The sequence below is a fragment of the Paracoccus sp. Arc7-R13 genome, assembly GCF_004010775.1.
Lineage (GTDB): Bacteria > Pseudomonadota > Alphaproteobacteria > Rhodobacterales > Rhodobacteraceae > Paracoccus > Paracoccus marcusii.
The window spans coordinates 575,725-597,486 of sequence record NZ_CP034810.1 but is presented as its reverse complement, the minus strand read 5'-3'; the positions used below and the strand labels follow the sequence as shown (position 1 = coordinate 597,486).

Annotated in this window: 22 protein-coding genes and 2 riboswitches; of the genes, 18 read left to right on the top strand and 4 right to left on the bottom strand. The window is 71.2% G+C overall.

Annotation, left to right across the window (positions count from 1 at the left end; all coding sequences use genetic code 11):
• Nucleotides 1-2: 2 nt before the first annotated feature.
• Together otsB and cobO are read right to left on the bottom strand one after the other, a co-directional pair.
• A complete protein-coding gene (gene otsB / locus EOJ32_RS02950) occupies nucleotides 3-725 on the bottom strand; it encodes a trehalose-phosphatase (protein WP_164871387.1) in 723 nt (240 codons plus the stop codon).
• A 101-nt stretch (nucleotides 726-826) separates the two neighbouring features.
• Entirely contained in the window at nucleotides 827-1,456 is a 630-nt protein-coding gene (gene cobO / locus EOJ32_RS02945) for a cob(I)yrinic acid a,c-diamide adenosyltransferase (protein ID WP_127897647.1), read from the bottom strand.
• A 40-nt stretch (nucleotides 1,457-1,496) separates the two neighbouring features.
• Nucleotides 1,497-1,723: riboswitch (cobalamin riboswitch) on the top strand.
• 94 nt (nucleotides 1,724-1,817) lie between these two features.
• On the opposite strand from cobO, the gene EOJ32_RS02940 reads away from it, so the two are divergent.
• From EOJ32_RS02940 to cobJ, 7 genes are read left to right on the top strand one after another with little or no spacing between them, the layout of a single operon-like run.
• Nucleotides 1,818-2,228, top strand: a complete 411-nt coding sequence (locus tag EOJ32_RS02940; RefSeq protein ID WP_127897646.1) for a DUF1636 domain-containing protein — start codon at nucleotides 1,818-1,820, stop codon at nucleotides 2,226-2,228.
• Between the two features lie 2 nt (nucleotides 2,229-2,230).
• Nucleotides 2,231-3,274 (top strand): cobalamin biosynthesis protein CobW, encoded by a 1,044-nt coding sequence (gene cobW, locus EOJ32_RS02935; RefSeq protein ID WP_127897645.1) that lies wholly within the window; start codon nucleotides 2,231-2,233, stop codon nucleotides 3,272-3,274.
• Nucleotides 3,274-6,444 carry a cobaltochelatase subunit CobN gene (cobN, locus tag EOJ32_RS02930; protein WP_127897644.1) on the top strand — a complete coding sequence of 1,057 codons (3,171 nt, stop codon included), beginning with the start codon at nucleotides 3,274-3,276 and terminating at the stop codon, nucleotides 6,442-6,444. The genes cobW and cobN overlap by 1 nt, the downstream gene beginning before the upstream one ends.
• Entirely contained in the window at nucleotides 6,441-7,529 is a 1,089-nt protein-coding gene (cobG, locus tag EOJ32_RS02925; protein WP_127897643.1) for a precorrin-3B synthase, read from the top strand. Before cobN ends, cobG begins: the two co-directional genes overlap by 4 nt.
• Nucleotides 7,529-8,158, top strand: a complete 630-nt coding sequence (locus EOJ32_RS02920) for a precorrin-8X methylmutase (protein ID WP_127897642.1) — start codon at nucleotides 7,529-7,531, stop codon at nucleotides 8,156-8,158. Before cobG ends, EOJ32_RS02920 begins: the two co-directional genes overlap by 1 nt.
• Nucleotides 8,158-8,895, top strand: a complete 738-nt coding sequence (cobI, locus tag EOJ32_RS02915) for a precorrin-2 C(20)-methyltransferase (protein WP_187427323.1) — start codon at nucleotides 8,158-8,160, stop codon at nucleotides 8,893-8,895. The genes EOJ32_RS02920 and cobI overlap by 1 nt, the downstream gene beginning before the upstream one ends.
• A complete protein-coding gene (gene cobJ / locus EOJ32_RS02910; protein WP_045983920.1) occupies nucleotides 8,892-9,620 on the top strand; it encodes a precorrin-3B C(17)-methyltransferase in 729 nt (242 codons plus the stop codon). The genes cobI and cobJ overlap by 4 nt, the downstream gene beginning before the upstream one ends.
• Here cobJ and EOJ32_RS02905 read toward each other — a convergent pair.
• Nucleotides 9,596-10,333: a cobalt-precorrin-6A reductase gene (locus tag EOJ32_RS02905; protein WP_127897641.1), complete on the bottom strand. Its 738-nt coding sequence runs from the start codon at nucleotides 10,331-10,333 to the stop codon at nucleotides 9,596-9,598. The genes cobJ and EOJ32_RS02905 overlap by 25 nt on opposite strands.
• On the opposite strand from EOJ32_RS02905, the gene cbiE reads away from it, so the two are divergent.
• The 6 genes from cbiE to cobF all read left to right on the top strand — a co-directional run bounded on the left by cbiE (nucleotide 10,332) and on the right by cobF (nucleotide 15,613).
• Complete coding sequence (gene cbiE / locus EOJ32_RS02900) at nucleotides 10,332-11,528, top strand: precorrin-6y C5,15-methyltransferase (decarboxylating) subunit CbiE (protein WP_127897640.1); 1,197 nt, start codon at nucleotides 10,332-10,334, stop codon at nucleotides 11,526-11,528. The two genes, EOJ32_RS02905 and cbiE, sit on opposite strands and share 2 nt — an antisense overlap.
• Nucleotides 11,510-11,845 (top strand): cobalamin biosynthesis protein, encoded by a 336-nt coding sequence (locus EOJ32_RS02895; RefSeq protein WP_164871386.1) that lies wholly within the window; start codon nucleotides 11,510-11,512, stop codon nucleotides 11,843-11,845. The genes cbiE and EOJ32_RS02895 overlap by 19 nt, the downstream gene beginning before the upstream one ends.
• A complete protein-coding gene (gene cobM, locus EOJ32_RS02890; protein ID WP_127897638.1) occupies nucleotides 11,842-12,609 on the top strand; it encodes a precorrin-4 C(11)-methyltransferase in 768 nt (255 codons plus the stop codon). The genes EOJ32_RS02895 and cobM overlap by 4 nt, the downstream gene beginning before the upstream one ends.
• A complete protein-coding gene (locus tag EOJ32_RS02885) occupies nucleotides 12,606-13,943 on the top strand; it encodes a cobyrinate a,c-diamide synthase (protein ID WP_127897637.1) in 1,338 nt (445 codons plus the stop codon). Before cobM ends, EOJ32_RS02885 begins: the two co-directional genes overlap by 4 nt.
• A 20-nt stretch (nucleotides 13,944-13,963) precedes the next feature.
• A riboswitch (cobalamin riboswitch) is annotated at nucleotides 13,964-14,180 on the top strand.
• Between the two features lie 30 nt (nucleotides 14,181-14,210).
• A complete protein-coding gene (locus EOJ32_RS02880; RefSeq protein ID WP_127897636.1) occupies nucleotides 14,211-14,876 on the top strand; it encodes an energy-coupling factor ABC transporter permease in 666 nt (221 codons plus the stop codon).
• Nucleotides 14,873-15,613, top strand: a complete 741-nt coding sequence (gene cobF / locus EOJ32_RS02875) for a precorrin-6A synthase (deacetylating) (protein WP_127897635.1) — start codon at nucleotides 14,873-14,875, stop codon at nucleotides 15,611-15,613. Before EOJ32_RS02880 ends, cobF begins: the two co-directional genes overlap by 4 nt.
• A gap of 15 nt (nucleotides 15,614-15,628) precedes the next feature.
• Here cobF and EOJ32_RS02870 read toward each other — a convergent pair whose 3' ends face one another.
• Complete coding sequence (locus EOJ32_RS02870) at nucleotides 15,629-16,525, bottom strand: GAF domain-containing protein (protein ID WP_164871385.1); 897 nt, start codon at nucleotides 16,523-16,525, stop codon at nucleotides 15,629-15,631.
• A gap of 331 nt (nucleotides 16,526-16,856) precedes the next feature.
• Here EOJ32_RS02870 and EOJ32_RS02865 point away from each other — a divergent pair, with 331 nt between their 5' ends.
• The 5 genes from EOJ32_RS02865 to EOJ32_RS02845 all read left to right on the top strand — a co-directional run bounded on the left by EOJ32_RS02865 (nucleotide 16,857) and on the right by EOJ32_RS02845 (nucleotide 21,749).
• The gene (locus tag EOJ32_RS02865; RefSeq protein WP_127897633.1) at nucleotides 16,857-17,348 is read left to right on the top strand and encodes a spore coat U domain-containing protein; all 492 of its coding nucleotides are present in this window, start codon (nucleotides 16,857-16,859) and stop codon (nucleotides 17,346-17,348) included.
• A gap of 11 nt (nucleotides 17,349-17,359) precedes the next feature.
• On the top strand, nucleotides 17,360-18,073 hold the full coding sequence (locus EOJ32_RS02860; RefSeq protein ID WP_127897632.1) for a molecular chaperone: 714 nt from the start codon (nucleotides 17,360-17,362) through the stop codon (nucleotides 18,071-18,073).
• 25 nt (nucleotides 18,074-18,098) lie between these two features.
• A complete protein-coding gene (locus EOJ32_RS02855) occupies nucleotides 18,099-20,444 on the top strand; it encodes a fimbria/pilus outer membrane usher protein (RefSeq protein ID WP_164871384.1) in 2,346 nt (781 codons plus the stop codon).
• Nucleotides 20,441-21,421, top strand: coding sequence for a spore coat U domain-containing protein (locus tag EOJ32_RS02850; RefSeq protein WP_164871383.1), 981 nt, complete (start codon nucleotides 20,441-20,443; stop codon nucleotides 21,419-21,421). Before EOJ32_RS02855 ends, EOJ32_RS02850 begins: the two co-directional genes overlap by 4 nt.
• Nucleotides 21,422-21,548: 127 nt before the next feature.
• The gene (locus EOJ32_RS02845; protein WP_127897629.1) at nucleotides 21,549-21,749 is read left to right on the top strand and encodes a hypothetical protein; all 201 of its coding nucleotides are present in this window, start codon (nucleotides 21,549-21,551) and stop codon (nucleotides 21,747-21,749) included.
• Nucleotides 21,750-21,762: the final 13 nt, after the last annotated feature.

Here is a 21,762-nt window from a genome sequence, read left to right as displayed (position 1 = left end):
CCTCAGTTCAGCGATGCGTCAAGCCAAGCGGCCAGCGCGGCAGGGTCGGACAATCGGTGATGCGCGGCGGTGGGACCGTCGCCGATCTTGATGGCAAAGCCGCCGCGGGCCTGCGCCTCGGCCATGGCGGGTTCGTCGGTGGTATCGTCGCCCGCAAAGACCGGCACGCGCCCCGCAAAGGGCTCAAGCGTCATCAGATGCGCCAGCGCGCTGTCCTTGCCGACGCCACCGGGGCGCAGTTCGACCGCCATCTTGGCGGGCTGCAGCACCAGGTGCGGGTTCCGGTCGGCCAGATCCTGCATCACCTCCTCGACAAAGGCGCGCAGATCGGGGGCGTCCCGATAATGCAGTGCGACGCCGTGGGGCTTTTCCTCGACCAACAGGGCGGGATGGGGCGCGGCGGCGGCATGGGCCGCGGCATGAAGGGGGCCCGCGTCGAAATCGACCCGGTGCAGGGTCTGGATGCGGCCGGGGCGCAGCGACATCTCGGCGCCGTGGCTGCCCGCGACGATGCCCTCGAACCCGTCCATATGTCCGCGCAGGTCGGCCACGTCGCGCCCCGAGATCAGCGCCACCGCGCCCCCCTGCCGCCGGTACAGCGCCGCCAGCCGGTCGCGCAGCGCCTGCGTGACAACGACCGCATCGGGCCGGGGGGCGATGTCGACCAGGCAGCCGTCGAAATCCAGGAACAGGGCGGCATCGGGGGCAAGCGGGGGTGGGGTCACGTCAGGCGGGCTCCGGCGATTGGGATATACCAAAGGGAACCCGTGACTCCCCCCGAGGGTTCACCGCGGCGTGAGGTTTTTTGACCGCCGACCCGCGCGCGTCAGTATTCGACCCCGGCCTGCGCCTTGATCCCAGACCGGAACGGATGCTTGATCTGGGTCATCTCGGTCACCAGATCAGCGGCCTCGATCAGCGCGTCGGGGGCGCCGCGCCCGGTCAGCACCACATGGGTCATGGCGGGCTTTTCCGCCTGCAGAAAGGCCACCACATCGGCCGCGTCCAGATAACCATAGCGCAGCGCGATGTTGATCTCGTCCAACAGGACCATGCGGATGGCCGGGTCACGGATCAGGTCCTGCGCACGCGCCCATCCGGCCTGCGCCATGGCGATGTCGCGGGACTTGTCCTGCGTCTCCCAGGTAAAGCCCTCGCCCATGGCGTGGAACTGGCAGATGTCGGTGAAATGCGTGGTCAGCAGCGTGCGTTCGCCCGTGTCCCACGCGCCCTTGATGAACTGCACAACGGCGCAGGGCATCCCGTGCGCGATGGAGCGCATGATCATGCCGAACCCCGACGACGACTTGCCCTTGCCCGGCCCGGTATGGACGATGATCAGGCCCTTTTTGCCGGTCTTGGTCTCCATCATGCGGTCGCGGGCGGCCTTTTTCCTGGCCATCTTGGCGGCGTGGCGGTCCTGATCCTCGGCGGAAATCGGGTCGGTCTGCGTCATCGGGTCGCTCCTTGCGGTTGACAAACGGCGGGTGCGGGGGTTTGGGTGAGGGCGTGTTGGTTCCTGTCTATGACAGGCGAAGAGGGAATGCGACAAGGCCCCGGGTCACCAGACCCGCGACCCCAAGCGCAGCCGCCCCCGCGACCGTGACCGGAGAGGTCGCCCGATCCACTGGCCCCGATTGGGGCTGGGAAGGTGGGACGACCGTCGGGGCATCCGCCCCTGAATCCGCAAGCCGGGAGACCTGCCAGCACCTGACGATGACGGGCGAACGGGGTGTTTCGCGACCGGCAGGTGATGGCCGGATGCCCCGTGCCGCCTCCTCTCGGACGCCCCTTGCCGCAACAAGGAAGGGGCCGCGATGCGCGCCGTTCTGCATGTCTGCACCACCTGTCGCGGCACCGTGCCCGACCCGGTTCCCGATGCCGCAGGGACCGATGCCGCAAGGACGGATGCCCTTGGCCCGGACGCGCCGCGCCTTGGCGCCCGGCTGCACGACCTTCTGTCCCGCACCGCCCCAGACGGTGTCGAGATCCGCCCCGTCGAATGCCTTTCCGCCTGTTCGCAGGGCTGTTCCGTCGCGCTGTCCGCGCCGGGCAAGTGGTCCTATGTCTATGGCCGCCTGACGCTGGACGACGCCGCCGACATCCTGTCGGGCGCGCGCGCCTATGCCGGGACCGCCGACGGCATCGTGCCGTGGCGCGAACGCCCCGCCGTCTTCCGCAAGCAGAGCATTGCCCGCATCCCCCCGCATGTCGTGTCGCAGGAGTGACCATGATCGACCTTATCAAGACCCCCGTCACCGTGATCACCGGCTTTCTGGGGTCGGGCAAGACGACTCTGGTGCGCCATCTGATGGCCAACCCCCAGGGGCTGCGCCTTGCGGTGATCGTGAACGAATTCGGCACGATGGGTGTCGATGGAGAGATCCTGAAGGGTTGCGCCGATGCCGCCTGCCCGGCCGAGAACATCGTCGAGCTGTCGAACGGCTGCATCTGCTGCACAGTCGCCGACGACTTCATCCCCACGCTGGAGGCGCTGATGGCGCTTCCCGCCCGCCCGGACCACATCCTGATCGAGACGTCCGGGCTGGCGCTGCCCAAGCCCCTGCTGAAGGCCTTCGACTGGCCCGCCATCCGCTCGCGCATCACCGTGGACGGGGTGATCGCCTTGGCCGATGCCGAGGCCGTGGCGGCCGGTCGCTTCGCCCCCGACGTGGCGGCGGTGGACGCGCAGCGCGCCGCCGACCCTGGCCTGGACCACGAGACGCCCCTGTCCGAGGTCTTTGAGGATCAGATCGCCTGCGCCGATGTCATCCTGCTGACCAAGGCCGATCTGGCCGGGCCGGAGGGCGTCGCAGCGGCACGGTCGGCGATCGAGGCCGAGCTGCCCCGCCCCCTGCCCATCCTGACCGTGACCGAGGGCGCGGTCGATCCGCGCCTGGTCCTGGGCCTGGGCAAGGCGGCCGAGGACGACCTGGACGCCCGCCCCAGCCATCACGACGGCGCCGACGACCACGAGCATGAGGATTTCGACACCGTCGTCATCGACCTGCCCGAAATCACCGACCCGGCCGATCTGGCCGCCCGCATCGCCCGTCTGGCCGCCGAGCAGAACGTGCTGCGCGTCAAGGGCCATGTCGCCGTCGCGGGCAAGCCCATGCGCCTTCTGGTGCAGGCCGTGGGCGCCCGGGTGCGCCATCAGTACGACCGCCCCTGGGGCCAGACCCCGCGCCGCTCGCGCCTTGTGGTGATCGCGGAGCACGACGACGTGAACCCCGACGCGATCCGCGCCGTGCTGGAGGGTGTCCCCGCCTGATGCATGTCATCTTCCGCGAACAGGTCGGGCTTGAACAGTCCGACGCCCCCTATGATCCCGGTCAGACCCCCGGCGATCTGGTGGTCCTGTCCTTTTCGGACAGCGACCTGGGGGCCTTTGCGGAAGGCTGGCGGCGCGCGGCGGGGGGGCTGCCGCCCACGCGGCTGTGCAACCTGGTGGCGCTGCGGCACCCGGTCTCGGTCGACACCTATGTCGAGAACACGCTTTCGGGCGCGCGCGGCATCCTGATCCGGCTGATCGGAGGCGAGGCCTATTGGCCCTATGGGCTGGCCTCGGTCCAGGACCTGGCGCGCCGGCGGGGCATCGCGCTCGCCGTGCTGCCCGCCGACGGGCGCGACGATCCGCGGCTTGAGGAGATGTCGACCGTTCCCCCCTCGGTCCTGCGCGTGCTGCGGCGGCATTGCGACCAGGGCGGCGCGGTCGCGGCGCAGGCGGCGCTGGCGCAGATGGCCATCGCATCGGGCCTGCAGGCCGCGCCCGTGCCGGGGGTCAAGACCCTGCCCGCGATGGGCTTTTACGACCCCGACCGGGGGGTGGTCGCCGACCCGGGCCCGGTCGCGGCGCTGGTCACCTTCTATCGCAGCTGGCTGGCGGCGGCGGATGTGGCGCCCATCGATGCGCTGATCCGGGCGCTGCGGGCGCGGGGCATCGCGGCGATGGGCTTCTTTGCCCCGTCGCTCAAGGCGCCGGGCCTGGGCGACTGGCTGGCCGATGCCCTGCCGGGCGGGCCTGCGCTGGTCGTGAACGCGACCGGGTTTTCCGGGGGGAACGCGGGTCCGTTCGACGGCTGGTCCTGCCCGGTGTTCCAGGTGGCCCTGTCCACCAACCGCCGCCGCGATTGGCTGGCGGCCGAACGCGGTCTGTCGCCGTCGGACCTGGCGATGAATGTCGTCCTGCCCGAGGTCGACGGACGCATCTTCGCGGGCCTCATCAGCTTCAAGGCGGTCAGCCCGCGCGACCCGGACCTGCAGTATTCGCGCTTCGTGCACCGGCCCGATGCGCCGATGCTGGCCCGGGCCGTCGACCGCATCGCCGCCTGGCACGCGCTGGCGCAGGGCGTGGGCCGGGTGGCAATGGTGCTCTCCACCTATCCGGGCCGTGACTGGCAACAGGCCCATGCGGTGGGGCTGGACGCGCCGGCATCCGCGCAGGCGGTGGGGGCGATGCTGGGCACGGACCTGCCCGCGCTGCCGGACGGCACCCTGGCTTGGCCGCTGGACGATTACCGCGCGGCGCTGGCCCACCTGCCGCAGGCGCTGCAGGAGGACCTGCACGCGGCCTGGGGGCCACCCGAGACCGATCCCGATTGCCGGGACGGGGCGTTCCACCTGCGCGCCAGCCTGCATGGCCCGGTGATCCTGGCGTTGCAGCCCGAACGCAGCCACCGCGCCGGGCGCGAGGACAGCTATCACGACCTGACCCGCGCGCCGCGCCATGCCTACGTGGCCTTCTATCTGTGGCTGGCGCAGCAGGGCGCGCGGGCGCTGATCCATATGGGCGCGCATGGCACGCTGGAATGGCTGCCGGGCAAGGCGGTGGCGCTGTCGGGCGATTGCTGGCCTGCGGCGCTGCTGGGGGCGATGCCGGTGATCTATCCCTTCATCGTCAACGATCCGGGCGAAGCCGCGCAGGCGAAACGCCGGATCGGGGCCGTGACCCTGGGCCATATGCCGCCGCCCATGCGGGAGGCCGCCCTGCCCCCCGGCATGGCCGGGCTGGAGCGCAGCTTGGACGAATATTCCACCGCCGACGGGCTGGACCCCGCGCGCCGCGACCGCCTGATCGCCGCGATCCGGGACGAGGCGCGCGCCCTGGGGGTCGAGGCCGATCTGGGCATCCCCTGTGAGGCCAGCGCCGCCGAGGCGATCACCCGCATCGACCGCTTCGTCTGCGACATCAAGGAAAGCCAGTACGGAGAGGGGCTGCATGTCTGGGGCAGCGGCGCCTGCGGTCAGGCCGAACGCGACGGGCTGATGGCCGCGCTGGCCGGGCGATTCGTTGCGCCGGGGCCGTCGGGATCGCCCAATCGGGGGCGGTCGGACGTGATGCCCACGGGGCGCAACCTCTACAGCGTGGATCCGCGCGCCGTGCCCACCCCCTCGGCCCATGCGCAGGGGGTGAAGCTGGCAGAGGAGCTGCTGCGCCGCCACCTGCAGGATCACGGCGACTGGCCGCGCGGGCTGGTCGTGGATCTCTGGGGCAGCGCGACCATGCGCACCGCGGGCGAGGAATTCGCCATGGCCCTGCATCTGGCCGGGCTGAAGCCGGTCTGGGATGCCGGATCGGGCCGCGTCTCGGGGGTCGAGGTCCTGCCGCTGGCCCTGCTGGGCCGCCCCCGCATCGACGTGACGCTGCGCGTGTCGGGCCTGTTCCGTGACGTGTTCCCGGTGCTGGCGCAGCTGTTCCAGACCGGGGCCGCGACGCTGGCTGCGCGGGACGAAGCGGCGGATCAGAACCCCTATGCCGGGGGCGCACGGGTCTTCGGCCCGCAGCCCGGGCAATACGGGCTGGGCATGGGCACCGCGCCCACGGAATTCACCGATGCCGCGCGTCAGGCCGCGGGCGAGGCCTGGATCGCGGCCTCCAGCTGGGCCATCGGGGCGGATGGCGCCAGCCATGAGGCCCGCGACGCGCTGGAGGCGCGGCTGGCCGCGACCGACAGCTTTGTCCACGCGCAGGACCTGCCCGAGACGGATCTGCTGCTGGCCGCCGACTATGCCGCGCATGAAGGGGGCTTTGCCGCCGCCATGGCGCGGATCGGCGGCCGGGCCAGCCTGTACCATCTGGACGCCACGCAACCCGACCGCCCCCGCGCCCGGACCCTGACCGAGGAGATTGCCCGCACCACCCGCTCGCGTGCCGCCGATCCGGCCTGGGCCGATGCGATGACCACACATGGATACCGGGGCGCGGCCGAGATCGCGGCGACGCTGGACCACATGGCGGCCTTTGCCCATCTGGCGGGCGCGGTGCCCGCGCATCTGTTCGACCTTTATCATCAGGCGACCTTGGGCCGCCCCGAGATCGTCGCCTTCATGCAGGACGCGAACCCCGCCGCCCTGGCCGCGATGCGCGACCTGTTCCAGCGGCTGCACGATGCCGGTCTGTGGGTCACGCGGCGCAACTCCATCGCGGCGGGGCTGTCATGATCCGCGGCTGGTGCCCCGGCGCGCTGCAGCCGATGGAGTCCGGCGACGGGTGGGTGGTACGCATCCGCCCCCCCGGCGGGCGTCTGGACGCAGCCCAGGCCCAAGCCATCGCCGATGCCGCCCAGACCCATGGCAACGGCGTGATCGAGCTGACGGGCCGCGCCAACCTGCAGCTGCGCGGCGTGACGCCCGCGACCCATGCGCCCCTGATCGCGGCGCTGCGCCCGCATGGGCTGATCGACCCCGACATCGCTACGGAGACGCGCCGCAACATCCTGGTCACGCCCTTCGCGGATGCCGCCACCGATATGCTGGCCGCCGATCTGGCGGCGGCGCTGGCGGCCAGCGGCCTGGCCCTGCCCGCCAAGTTCGGTTTTGCGGTCGATACCGGTCCCGCGCCGGTGCTGACCCAAGACCCCGCCGATATCCGCATCGAGGCAGGCCCGATGCTCCGCGCCGATGGCATGGACCGCGCCGCACCCTATCACGGGCCGCAGGACGCGCTGGCGCTGGCCCGCTGGTTCCTGGACCGGGGCGGCGCGCCCGACGGGCGGGGCCGCATGGCCGCATTGACCGCGCGGGTGCAGCCCCCCGGCGCCACCCTGCCCGCCCCCCGGCCCGCCGCGCCGCCGCAACCGGGGCCGCATCCGCAAGGCCTGCTGGTCGCGCTGGAATTCGGCCAGATCACCCCCGACACGCTGCGTCGCCTTGGGCGCCTGGCACCGCTGCGCCTGACGCCGTGGCGGATGCTGCTGGTCGAGGGGGTCCGCCACCTGCCCGCGCTGGAGGGGCTGATCCTGGACCCCCGCGATCCGCGCAATCGTCTGCGCGCCTGTCCCGGCGCGCCCGCCTGCCCGCAGGGGCGTGCCGCGACGCGCCCCCTGGCGCGGGCGCTGGCGCCGCTGATCCCGCCGGATGCCGTGCTGCATGTCAGCGGCTGCGCCAAGGGCTGCGGCTGGCCGCGTGCCGCCGACCTTACGCTGACCGCGACGCCCGAGGGGTTCGACCTGATCCGCCATGGCCGCGCCCATGACCCCGCCGCCCTGCGCGGCCTGCACCCCGATCAACTGCCGAAGGTTCTGTGATGCCCCATGACTACGAAAGGGACGGCGCCGCGATCTATCGCCAGTCCTTCGCCACCATCCGGGCCGAGGCCGATCTGGCGCGTTTCGACGCGGACGAGGAACCCGTCGTCGTCCGCATGATCCATGCCGCGGGCCTGGTGGGGCTGGAACGCGACGTGACCTTCACCCCCGGCATGGCCACCGCCGCCCGCGCGGCGCTGGCCGCCGGCGCGCCGATTCTCTGCGACGCGCATATGGTCAGCGAGGGCGTGACCCGCGCCCGCCTGCCTGCGGACAACGCGGTGATCTGCACCCTGCGCGACCCGCGTGTGCCGGACATGGCGCGCGACATGGGCAACACCCGCAGCGCCGCCGCGCTGGAGCTGTGGCGGCCGCATCTGGCGCGCGCGGTCGTGGCCATCGGCAATGCGCCCACCGCGCTGTTTCACCTGCTGAACATGCTGGAGGACCCCGCCTGCCCCCGCCCCGCCGCAATCATCGGCTGCCCCGTGGGCTTTGTCGGCGCGGCGGAGTCGAAGGACGCGCTGATGGCCGCGCCGCCCGCGCCGTCGGTCGTCGTCCGCGGCAGGCTGGGCGGGTCGGCCATCACCGTCGCCGCGATCAACGCGCTGGCCAGCCGGAGGGAATGATGGGACGCATCATCTGCGCAGGTCTGGGGCCGGGCGATCCAGACCTGATCTCGGTCCGGGCCGACCGGGCGGTGCGCGCCGCGCGCCACGTCGCCTATTTCCGCAAACCCGGCCGCCCCGGTCAGGCGCGGCGCATCGTCCAGGGGATGCTGACCGCCGATGCGGTCGAATATCCGATGGAATACCCAGTCACGACGGAAATTCCCTTCGATCATCCCGACTACAACGACGCGCTGGCGGGGTTCTATGACTTCTGGGCCGCGCGTCTGGCGCAGCTGGCCCAGACCGACGACGTGGTGGTCCTGTGCGAGGGCGATCCGTTCCTCTATGGCAGCTTCATGCATCTGCAGATCCGTCTGCAGGGGCTGGCCGAGGTCGAGGTGATCCCCGGCATTCCCGGCATGGTCGGCTGCTGGAACGCGGTGGGCCAGCCGATGACATGGGGCGACGACGTGCTGACCGTGCTGATGGGCACCCTGCCCGAGGCGGACCTGATCCGCCACATGCAGGGCAGCGACGCGCTGGTGGTGATGAAGACCGGCCGCAACCTGCCCAAGCTGCGCCGCGCGCTGGCGGCATCCGGGCGGCTGGCGGATGCCTGGCTGATCGAACGCGGCACCATGCCCGGCCAGCGCATCCAGCCGCTGCGCGAGGTGGCCGATGACGACTGCCCCTATTTCGCGATCCTGCTGGTTCATGGCCACGGGCGGCGCCCCATGGCGCGGGTGGCGGAATGAGCGGCTGGATCACCGTCGCGGGGCTGGGACCGGGGTCGGACGCCATGGTGACCCCCGAGGTCGCCGCCGCGCTGGATCAGGCGACGGACGTGATCGGCTACATCCCCTATGTCGCGCGGGTGGCGGCGCGGCCCGGCCTGACCCTGCATGCATCCGACAACCGAGCGGAGCTGGAACGCGCCCGCCATGCCCTGTCGCTGGCGGCGCAGGGCGGGCGGGTGGTCATCGTCTCCTCGGGTGATCCGGGCGTCTTCGCCATGGCCTCCGCCCTGTTCGAGGCGTTGGAGGCCGACGGTGGCGATCCCGAGATCCGCATCCTGCCCGGCATCACCGCGATGCTGGCAGCGGCGGCGCGGGCGGGCGCGCCCTTGGGCCATGATTTCTGCGCCATCAACCTGTCGGACAACCTCAAGCCCATGGCGCTGATCGAACACCGCCTGCGCCACGCGGCGCGGGGCGATTTCGCGATGGCCTTCTACAACCCGCGCTCGGCCAGCCGGCCCGCAGGCTTTGCGCGCGTGCTGGAGGTGCTGCGCGAGGAATGCGAACCCGGACGCCTGATGATCTTTGCCCGCGCCGTCACCACGCCGGAGGAGGCGCTGCGCGTGGTGACCCTGGAGGAGGCCACGCCCGAGATGGCCGACATGCGCACCGTCGTGCTGGTCGGCAACCGCGCCACGCGGCGGGTGGGGCGGTGGGTCTATAGCCCGCGGGGGGCCGCCTGATGCAGCCAGTCCAGCGCCTGCTCCGGCGTGGCGACCTGCGGCCGGTCCGGTGCTGTGGGCCGGTCGATCAGCACGACCCGAACGCCCAGATCGCGCGCCGCGTCCAGCTTCGCGCGGGCCCCGGCCCCGCCGCTGTTCTTGGCGACCAGATGGGTGATGCCATGCGCCGCCATCAGCGCCCGGTCGCCCGCCACGGTGAAGGGGCCGCGGGCCAGAACGACCTGCGCGCCGGGCAAGGGGAGCGCATCCGGCGCATCGACCAGCCGCAACAGCCAGCGATGCGGCAGGAGGGCGAAGGGCGCCAGGGTCTGCTTGCCGATGGCCAGGAACACCCCGGTCGGCGCGCAAGGCAGCGCCGCGACCGCGCCCGCAATGTCCGGGACGCGGCTCCAGCCCGGATCGACCGGCCAGGCGGGGCGGCGCAGCATCAGCATCGGCACGCCGCCCGCGCGGCAGGCCAAATCCGTGTTGCGGCTGATCTGCGCGGCAAAGGGATGGGTCGCATCAATGACCGCGCCGATGTCCTGGTCCCGCAGGTAACGCGCCATCCCCTCGGCCCCGCCGAAGCCGCCGATCCGCGTGGGCAGGGGCTGGGCTGCGGGCGCCTCGGTCCGTCCGGCATAGGAGAAGACCGCCGCGACACCGGCGCGGGCAAGCAGGGCGGCCAGGCGGCTGGCCTCGGTCGTGCCGCCCAGCAGCAGGATGCGTCGCATGTCTGACCCTTGGCTGACGATCATCGGGATCACCGAAGATGGACCGGACGGCCTGCCCGGCGCAAGCCTGCGCGCGCTGGCGGCCGCCGAGATCGTCTTCGGCGGCCCGCGCCACCTGGCCCTGGCGGGGGTGGGCGCGCGGGGGCGGGCCTGGCCGGTGCCCTTCGACCTGGCGCCGCTGCTGGCGCTGCGGGGGCGGCGCGTGGCGGCGCTGGTCTCGGGCGATCCGTTCTGGTGCGGCGCGGGGGGCGGCATCGCCGCCGTGCTGGAGCGCCACGAATGGCGCACCCTGCCCGCGCCGGGGGTGCTGTCGCTGGCCGCCGCACGCCTTGGCTGGCGGCTGGAGGAGGTGGTGACCCTGGGCCTGCATGCTGCGCCCTTCGCACAGCTGCGCCCGCATCTGGCGCGCGGCTGCCGGATCATCGCGACTCTGCGCGATGGCGACGCGCCTGCCGCGCTGGCCCGATGGCTGGTCGAACAGGGCGCGGGGGCTGCGCGGCTGACGGTGCTGGAGCGACTTGGCGGGCCGTCCGAACGGGTGCGCAGCACGCGCGCCGATGGGGTCGCGCTGACCTGCGCCGCACCAGTGGCGGTGGCCATCGACGGGGCGGATCTGCCGCGCGGCTTCGGCCTGCCCGCGGTGCCGGGCCGGGCGGATGCGCTGTTCACCCATGACGGGCAGATCACCAAATCACCCATCCGCGCGCTGACCCTCGCGGCCCTTGCCCCGCGCGCGGGAGAGGTGCTGTGGGATATCGGCGGCGGCTCGGGCTCGGTCGCGGTGGAATGGGCTCTGGCGGGGGGCCGCGCCGTGACGGTCGAGCCGCGCGCGGACCGCATCGCCACCATCCGCGCCAATATCGACGCCTTCGGCCTGGGCGGGCGGGTCACGGTGATCGAAGGCTCGGCCCCCGAGGCGCTGCCGCCCGACACGCCCGATGCGGTCTTTGTCGGCGGCGGCGCGTCGCAGGCGCTGCTGGAGGCGCTGTGGGCCCACCTGCCCCCCGGCGCGCGGCTGGTCGCCAATGCCGTGACGCTGGAGACGGAATCGCTGCTGACCCGCTGGCACGCAGATCACGGCGGCCGCCTGCTGCGCATCGACATCGCCGAGGCCGCCCCCCTGGGGGGGATGCGCGGCTGGACCCCCGCCCGCCCGATCGTGCAATGGAGCGTTACATGCGGATCGCCGGAATAGGCTGCCGCCCCGGCACCCCCCTGCCCGCCCTGCTGGCCGCGCTGGAGGCCGCGGGCGGTGCGGACGCGTTGGCCACCATTCCCGAACGCGCGCCCGAACTGCGTCCGCTGGCCCATGCGCGCGACCTGCCACTGCATCTGGTCGCCGTGGCGGGCATCGCCACGCCCACGCAATCCGTCCGCATCCTGGCCGCCTTCGACACCGGATCGGTGGCCGAGGCCGCCGCCATCGCCGCCAGTCTGGATGGGGGCGGCCGCCTGACCCATCCGCGTCGGACCTTCGGTCCCGTCACCATCGCCATCGCAGAGGTTCCATGACCGTCCATTTCATCGGCGCAGGCCCCGGCGCGCCCGACCTGATCACCCTGCGCGGCCGCGACCTGATCGCGGCCTGCCCGGTCTGCCTCTATGCCGGGTCCCTGGTGCCTGCCGCGCTCTTGGCCCATTGCCCGCCCGGCGCGCGGATCGTGAACACCGCGCCCCTGTCGCTGGACCGGATCATGGAGGAGATCGCCACCGCCCATGCGGCGGGCCAGGACGTGGCGCGGCTGCATTCGGGCGACCTGTCGGTCTGGTCGGCGATGGGCGAACAGATCCGCCGCCTGCGGGCGCTGGACATCCCCTTCGACGTGACGCCGGGCGTGCCCAGCTTTGCCGCCGCCGCCGCCGCGCTGCAGACCGAACTGACCCTGCCGGGCCTTGCGCAATCCGTGGTGCTGACCCGCACGCCGGGGCGCGCCTCGACCATGCCCGAGGGCGAGACGCTGGCGGCCTTTGCCGCGACCGGGGCGACGCTGGCGATCCACCTGTCGATCCACGCGCTGGAGCAGGTCGTGGCCGATCTGACCCCGCATTACGGGCCTGACTGCCCGGTGGCGGTGGTCTGGCGGGCCAGCTGGCCGGACCAGCGGGTGATCCGCGCGACCTTGGCCACCGTGGACGCGCAAGGCATCGACCGCACCGCGCTGATCCTGGTCGGGCCTGCGCTGGCAGGCGAGGGGTTCGAGGACAGTCGCCTCTACGCCGCCGATTACGACCGCCGCTATCGCCCCGTGGGTGACGCGCCGAGGTTCCCGGAATGACGCGCCCCCCGACGCCGGGCCTGATGATCTCGGCCCCCGCATCGGGGACGGGCAAGACGATGCTGATGCTCGGCCTGCTGACCGCTTTGCGCCGGCAGGGGCTCACCGTGCAGCCCTTCAAGTCGGGGCCGGATTACATCGATCCGGGGTTCCACCTGGCGGCCTCGGGGCGGGCCAGCTTCAACCTGGATGCCTGGGCGATGGAGCCGGGGCGGCTGATCGCCCATGCGACCGGCCAGCCCCCCGCCGACCTGGTCCTGGCCGAGGGGTCGATGGGCCTGTTCGACGGGGTCGCTACCAAGGGGGAGACCGGCATCGGCTCCAGCGCCGAAATCGCCCAGATGATGGGCTGGCCCGTGGTGCTGATCCTGGACGTGGGCGGACAGGCACAATCGGCGGCGGCCACGGCGCGGGGCTTTGCCACGCTGCGCCCCGATCTGCCCTTCGCGGGGGTGGTGCTGAACCGCGTGGCCTCGTCGCGCCATGACCGGCTGATCCGCGAGGGGATGGATCAGGCGGGCATCCGGGTGCTGGGCAGCCTGCCGCGGCAGGGCAACATCACCCTGCCCGAACGCCATCTGGGCCTGATCCAGGCCGAGGAGACCGCGGGCCTGCAGGCCATCCTGGACCATGCGGGCGATTTCATCGCGGCGCATTGCGACCTGGAGGCGATCATCGCAGCCGCCGGCCATCGCGCCCTGCCCGAGGCGCCCGCGCCGCGCCCGCTGACGCCCCCCGGCGGGCGGATCGCGCTGGCCCGCGACGCGGCCTTCAGCTTCGTCTATCCGCATGTGCTGGAGGCCTGGCGGCGGGCGGGGGCCACGATCCTGCCGTTCTCGCCGCTGGCGGATGAGGGGCCGGATGACAGCGCCGATTGCTGCTGGCTGCCGGGGGGATACCCGGAGCTGCACGCGCCCCGGCTGGCCGCCTGCGACGGGTTCCGCGCGGCCATGCACCGCTTTGCGGGCACGCGGCCGGTGCATGGAGAATGCGGCGGTTACATGGCGCTTGGGGCAGGCCTGGTGGATGCCGATGGAAAACGACACCAGATGTTGGGGCTGCTGGGGTTGGAGACCAGCTATGCCAAACGCCGGATGCATCTGGGGTACCGCCGCGCCGATCCGCTGACCGCCCTGCCGGGACTGGGTCGCACGGCGCTGCGGGGGCATGAATTCCACTATGCCTCGATCCTGTCCCAGCCCGATGCGCCCTTGGCGCGCGTGACCGACGCGACCGGCGCCGCGGTGGAGGAAACCGGCAGTCACCGGACGATGTCCGGGGGCGGGCATGTGTCCGGCACGTTCTTTCACCTGATCGCCCCGGCGGCGACTTGACGCAGGCCCTGCGATCCCGTCTATCTGACCGTCTGAATGGTGCCCGTCAGGCGTGAAACGCCGGGCTTCATCGGGAACGGGGAAGGGTGGACCCAATCGCGGCACCCGAAGCCCCGGCCGCCCCCGCGACTGTATGCGGAGAGCGCGCGTCACCCATGCCACTGGAGCGATCCGGGAAGGCCGACGCCGCGCCCGGACCCGCAAGCCAGGAAACCGGCCATGTCAGGCAACCCCATGCCGTCGGGTGGACGGCCACAGGAGGATGACATGCATATCGAAGAGGGCGTCGTCACCGGCGCCAAGCTGATACTGGGCTATGCCACGGCCGCCACGGCCGGGCTTTACGCGCTGAGGCTGGCGGCCCAGGCCCTGCGCGCGCAGGGCGGGGCGTCGCTGGCGGCGCGAGGGGCGCTGGCGACGGCCGCGACCTTCGTGTTCTTCCAGGTCTTGCCCACCGCGCCCGTGGGCGTGTCCGAGGTGCACCTGATCCTGGGATCGACGCTGTTCCTGATCCTGGGCGCGGCGCCGGCGGCGATCGGGCTGGCCCTGGGCCTGCTGATCCAGGGACTGTTCTTCGCGCCGTTCGATCTGCCGCAATACGGAATGAACGTGACCACGCTGCTGGTGCCGCTGTTCGCGCTGCAGGCGGTGGCGCGGCGGGTGATCGCGCCGGGCACCGCCTATGTGGACCTGCGCTATGGCCAGGCGCTGGCGCTGTCGGCGACCTATCAGGGGGGCATCGTGGCCTGGGTCGCGTTCTGGGCGTTCTATGGTCAGGGCGCCGGTGCGACGGCGGGGGTCCTGTCCTTTGGCGCGGCCTATCTGCTGGTCATCGTGGTCGAGCCGCTGGTCGATCTGGCCGTGCTGGCGGGCGCCAAGGCGGCCCGCGGCCTGCGCGGCAGCGGGCTGGTGACGCCCCGGCTCTACGCATGATCGATCTGGTGCTGATCGGGGCCGGCACGGGCCATCCCGACCACCTGACCCTGCAGGGCGTCCGCGCCCTGCAGGAGGCCGATCTGGTCCTGATCCCCCGCAAGGGCGCCGGGAAGGAGGATCTGGCCCATCTGCGCCGCGCGATGCTGGACCGCCACCGCCCCGGCGGCGCCGTGGCCCAGATCGACCTGCCGGTGCGCGATGCAAACCTGCCCTATCTGGAGGCCGTCGACCGATGGCATGATGCCATCGCGCAAGCCTGGGCGGCGGCCGTCGCGGCGGCGCTGCCGCAGGGCGGGACGGTGGCGATGCTGGTCTGGGGCGACCCGTCGCTCTATGACAGCAGCCTGCGCATTGCCGCGCGTCTGGACTGGCGCGCACGGGTGATCCCGGGCATCACCGCGATCCAGGCCCTGTGCGCGGCCCATGCCATTCCGCTGAACGCCCTGGGATCCGAGGTGCGGATCACCACCGGGCGGCGGCTGCGCGACGCGGGCTTTCCCAATGACGCCGACCGGGTCTTGGTGATGCTGGACGGCACCTGCGCCTTTGCGACGCTGCCCCCGAAGGGCCTGCAGATCTGGTGGGGCGCCTATCTGGGCATGCCCGAACAACTGCTGGAGGCGGGCCCCTTGACCGAGGCCGGACCGCGGATCGAGGCGGCACGCGCCGCCGCCCGGGCCGCGCATGGCTGGATCATGGATTGCTATCTGCTGGCCCGCGACGATGCAGCGTGACCGGCGCGCGGGACGTCAGGATGTCAGGCGGGTCGCGTCGTTGATCGTGCAGTCCCATGTCAGCCCGCCGTTCCGACCGGATGCGGGAAGCCCATGCCCCTCCAGCCACTTGACCTGACCGTCAGGCAGACGGATGCGCCAGCGATGGTGCCATGGGATCATTCCAGCGGCAGAGTTTCCGAACGATGCGCGGGCCAGCGGGTAATCCTCGACCATGCAAAAGGCGAAGACATCGCCGAACCGCGCCATGTATTCGGCGGCCGGGATGCCCCAGATCTGCTGCGTCTCCGCGGTCGCCGCGTCGATCGTCTCGGTCCCGTCGGGGGCATGGTGATAGGTCAGGACCGCGCTGGCCGGCTGTGGCAGGGCCGAGGCGCCGCCCGGTTCCTGACCGATGGCGGTCCGCATCCGTTCGGACAGGACCATCGTCTTGATCTGGGTCGAGACACCTTCCGCAAAGGCCTGCAGCACCTCGACATTGGCCGACGTCCAGTCCCGCGGCCTGCTTTCGGCCACGCAGAGGGCGGCGATGGCCCTGCCCGTCTCGTCCTTGACCGGCACGCCCAGATAGGCGACCACGCCGAACCTGCCGATTGCCAGATGCCCGCTGAACCGCGGATCGATCCGGGCATCCGCGATGACCAGCGGCGCGGAATTCGCGACGACGATCCGGCAGAAGGAATAGGCAAGCGACGTGACGCGATCCTCCTCCGCGGTCAGCATCAGGCCCGCCTCGGCCTTGAAGAACTGGCGGTCGTTCGCCTCGTCGATGATCGTCAGCAGGCTGGCTTGGCATGAGAATATCCGCCGCGCCTGCTCGACGACGCGGTCGAAGACGGGCGTCCGCGTCGGACGCAGCACGCCGTTTTCGTAAAGACGGATCAGGCCCGAATCGGTCGGCGGAACGTCCATGCCGGACAAGTCCCGTCGCGGGGTGCCATCTGTGGCGGCGGATCCGGCGCCAGGGTCACCCGCACGTTTCCAGTTCAAGGTCATGACCGAATTCTTTCGATACCCGGACTGCGACGGCAATGACCGCCGCGGCCAGGGATAAGGCATGGGTCCGCGGGGCGATCCGCGGATATTGGGAATTTGAGCAAAATCAAGGTTACACACTGGAAGGTTTAGTTTGACGCGAAATCACTGTGCCCGATACTTCTTAATACACCTTTAAGATGTGCTTTTTGCTTAGTCTGCAAAACTTCGGATCGGCGTTCTCGAATTTTGGAGCATATGAACCATCATGACACAGGAAATTTTTCCGACGATCTTAGCCGTCATCGCCCTTTCGGCGACCGCGCCCCTGGCGCAGACGGTGACGAAGGACAGCTTTGACGTCCGGATCACCATCGTCGCCGAATGCGAGATCACCTCGACCGAGACGCTGGATTTCGGGACCCAGGGCGTGCTTGGCACGGATGTCGATGCCACGGCCACGATGGAGGTCACCTGCACCGACACCACCCCCTATGACATCGGCCTGAACGAAGGGCTGGGCGCAGGGGCCACGACCAGCGTGCGCCAGATGACGTCGGGCGGAGAGACGATCGCCTATGCCCTGTTCCAGGACGCCGGGCGGGTGACGAACTGGGGCAATGCCGTGGGCGCGGACACCCAGCCCGCGACGGGGACGGGCGACGCGCAATCCTTCACGGTCTTCGGCCGGGTCCTGGCACAGGCGACGCCTGCCCCCGGAACCTATACCGATACCGTCACGGTGACCGTCACCTACTGAAAGGCCAGACCATGCGTGGATTTCTTGCAGGCGGCCTTCTGGCCGTGTCGATGTCGCTTGGCCTAGCGGTCGGGGCTGCAGCGCAGGGGTTGAGGGTCTCTCCGGTGCTGCTGGAGGTTCCGGCGCCCGGGGCGGCGACCACCCTGACCCTGCGCAACGACGGCAGCCGGCCGATCACCGTCCAGTCGCGCGTCTTCCGCTGGCTGCAGCCCGGCGCCCAGGACAGCTTGGAACGCAGCGCGGATGTCGTGGTCAGCCCGCCCGCGATCCAGCTTGCACCCGGCGCGACGCAGACGATCCGCGTCGTCCGCGTCGCGCGCACCCCGGTCAGCGGAGAGGAGGCCTATCGCGTCATCCTGAACGAGATCCCCGACCAGTCGCGCAGACAGGCGGGCGCCGTGGCCTTTGCCACCGAACTGCGCATCCCGGTGTTCTTTGCCGATGCCGGGGTGCGGTCCGCCGATGTCCGCTGGTCGCTGCGCCGATCGGGGGGCGCGACACATCTGGTGGCCCAGAACACCGGGGACAGCCGCCTGCGCATCGCCGACGTCACGCTGAGCGCGCCGAACGGCGCAACGGTGCGCCATCCCGGCCTGCTGGGATACGTGCTGGGCGGATCGTCGATGGAATGGCCGATCGCGCCGGCGGGGCAGATGGGCGGTTCGGCGCGGCTGTCGGCTGCGACCAACCTGGGGGCGCTGGACGTCGATGTCCCCATGCGCTGAGCGCATCGGCCGAGGGTGGCTGGTCATGACCGTCCTTGCGTCGCTGTGCTGCGGACCGGCGAGGGCCCAGGACATCCCGCCACCCGAGGCGGGGCAGGACCTGTACCTGGAGGTGTTCGTGAACGGCCAGCCCAGGAACCTGATCGCCCGCTTCACCGACGTGGGCGACGGCGTCCTCAGCGCGGATGCCGAGGACCTGCGCACCAGCGGCATCCTGGCCGGTGATGCCGTGACCGGAGAGGTCAGGCTGGACCAGATCCCCGGCCTTGGCTGGCGCCTGGTCGCGCCCGACCAGACGATCCGCTTCATCGTCCCGCCCGACATCGCAGCGCCCCACGAACTTGACGCCGGTACCCCGGCAGAGGACACCCCGCCCGGCGAAGATGCCGGACCCGCGGTCGATCAGGGCTATGGCGTGGTGCTGAACTATGGGCTGAACGTCGAGACCTGGCGCGGCGATGCGGGGGCCGGCGGCCAGCTGGTCTCGGGCAGTGTCGACGGGCGGCTGTTCATGCCCCTGGGGGTGCTGAACCACGCATTCGTCGTCGCGCCGGACAGGGACGGATCGCCCCGGTACCGGCGGCTGGAGACGAGCTGGCGCAGTTCGTTCCCCGGGCGCGCGATGCAGGTCCAGGTCGGGGACATCGCGTCACGCGGTCCCTCCTGGGCCAGGCCGGTCCGCATGGGCGGCGCGATGGTCGAGCGCAATTTCGGCCTGCAGCCCGATCTGATCACGATCCCGCTGGCCGGGTTCGAGGGCAGCGCCGCCCTGCCCTCGACGGTCGAGGTCTTCTCGGATTCGATCCGGGCCTATTCCGCCGAGGTGCCCGCCGGCCCGTTCAGCATCCGCGACCTGCCCTTGACGGGGGGGTCGGGGGTGGCGCGCGTCGTCGTGCGCGACGTGACGGGCCGCGAGACGCAGGTCGATCTGCCCTTCCTGATGTCGGACCTGCTGCTGAAACCGGGGCTTGCCGATTTCGCGCTGTCCGTGGGGCGGCCCAGGCTGGGCATCGGCACGCCAGGCGATCGCTATGGCGACGACATCTTCGGCGTGGGCACGCTGCGCTATGGCGTGACCGACGCGCTGACCCTGTCGGCCCATGCCGAAGGGGGGCGCGGCCTGCAGATGGCGGGGGCGGGTGCGGTGGTCCGGATCGGCCATCTGGGCACGGCCAGCCTTGGCCTGGCCGGCAGCCGGTCCGACAGGGGCAGCGGCGCGCTGCTGGATCTGTCGAGCAGCCTGTCGATTGGCTCCGCCGCCCTGTCCGGCCGGCTGATGCGGACCCAAGGGCGGTTCGATGACGTCGCCGCCGTGTCGGCCACCGCGCAGGGCGCGCGCACCGACCGATACGACTTTCCCCGCCAGATCGCCCAAGTAAGCTTGTCGATGCCGCTGGACAGCCGGATCGGCAGCGGCGCCAGCCTGTTTCTTTCCGACATCCGTGCGCCCGGCCCGGTCGCCCGCGAAACCGCCCTGGGCCTGTCCTTCAGCCGGAGGCTGTGGGGCGACAGCAGCGTGACGCTGAGCGCGACATCGCTGCGTGGATCGCGGCGCGACACGACCGCGGGGGTCCAGCTGCAGATCCCCCTGGGAACCCGGCATTATGCCGGGATGCAGTCCGAACGCCGCCAGGGCGGATGGCGTCACTATGCGCAGATCAGCGGCCAAAGCGCGGGCGACATCCCGCGGTGGAACTGGCGGGTGCAGGCGGACCAGGGGGACGGGCGCTCGATCCGGGCCGATGCGGGATACGAGAACCAGCTGGGTCGGGTCGAGGTCGCGGCGCGCAGCCAGTCGGGCGCCCAGGCCGTGGGCCTGCGGGTAGACGGAGCGATCGTCGCGTCGGGCGGCGGCGTCTTTCTGTCGCGCCCGGTCCAGGACGCCTTTGCCGTCGTCGATGCCGGCGCCCCCGGGGTCGAGGTCAGCGCCGAGAACCGCACCGTCGGCCGCACCGGGCGGTCGGGCCGCATTCTGGTCCCCGACCTGCGCGCCTACGAGGGCAACGCGATCTCCATCGACCCGCTTGGGCTGCCGCTGGATGCGGCCGCCGATGCCACGCAGCGGGTCGTCCGCCCGGCCCACCGGTCGGGGGCGACGGTCACCTTTGGCGTGCAGACCAGCACGCGCGAGGCGCTGATCGGGCTGGTCGACGGCCAGGGCCAGCCGCTGGAGGTCGGGGGACGGGTGGAGCTGAACGATGACGGCGGCGACAACCTGGTCGGATTTGACGGAGAGACGTTCCTGTCCGGCATGCAGGAGACCAATGTGATCGCGGTGTCCTATCCCGACGGGCGGCGCTGCCGCGCCGAGGTCGCCTATGTCGACGAACCCGGTGTGCTGACCCATCTGCAGAAGGTGCCATGCCTATGACCCCTGCCCCCTTCCCGCGTGCCATCCTGCTGTTCCTGATCGAAGGTCTGCTGACCCTTGGGTTGGCCGCGCCGGCCCAGGCGCAAAGCTGCACCTTCTCGGCCAGCAACATCGTGCTGGGGCCCGTCGACGTCCTGGGCAGCAGCCCGACCACCGCCACGGGCAACATCGCGGTCAACTGCTCGACCTTTCTGGGGCTGCTGACCTCGATCACGGTGACGATCGAACTGGGCGACGGTTCGGCTGGCCTGTTCGGCAGCTTGCGCCGCCTTGGGGGGCCGTCGGGCAGCAGCCTGGCCTATGACCTGTACCAGAACCCGACCCACACGACGATCTTCGGAGGACGTCAGGGAACGCATGGCGGGCAGCCCGTGGTCCTGACGGGCAGTTCCGTCCTGTCGCTGCTGACGACGACGGGCATGAACGTGCCGGTCTATGCCCGCGTCCCCGGCGCGCAGAACGCGGCCGTGCCGGGTGCCTACAGCGCGACCTTTTCGCGTCAGCCGCTGGATGTCCGCGCCACGACAAGGGCCTGCAGCGTGCTCGGATGCGACACGCGCGTGACGGGCTTCACCTTTGGCGTGCAGGCCCAGGTCCGCCCGAACTGCCGCGTCGTCGCCGACGATCTGGACTTTGGCCAGCATGGCCTGCTGGATCGACCGGTCGATGCGACCAGCCAGGTCCGCGTGACCTGCACCGCGGGAACCAGCTACAGCCTGGGGCTGGGTCACGGGTTGCAGGCGGCGGGGATCGGCGGCCGGCAGATGCGCGATCTGGCGGGACATCGCGTGGGCTATCAGCTGTATCGCGACGCGGCCCGGACGCAGCCATGGGGACTGATCGCGGACGGCCTGGCCACGACGGATGCGGGAACCGGGGTCTCGCGCGCCGTGACGGTCCATGGCCGCGTGCCCCCGCAGCCGACGCCCCCGCCCGGTGCCTATTCCGATACCGTCGTGGTCACGGTCACCTATTGATCTGTCCAAGGATTGGGCAGCGGCGAAAATCGGCTGATCCGGGCTGGCATGATGCAACCAAAGGATGAACGATGCAGTTTACCTGCGCCGACCGACAGTGCCCAGCTTTTGCGAAGACGGACATGCCATGCCCCGAATGATCCTGACCGATCCCGACACGCTGCAACCGCGGGCCATCGATTTCGACCGCGACACGGACTTTGAAACGCACGAAACGGTGGGTGGCTTGACCTCGCTCACGGTGCTGCATCGCAACCGCGCGACCACCTATCGGGTGGTCGAGACGGTCACGCAGATCCAGCTGCTGCGCAACGTCGCGCTGCGCTGACGCCTGTGAGCCG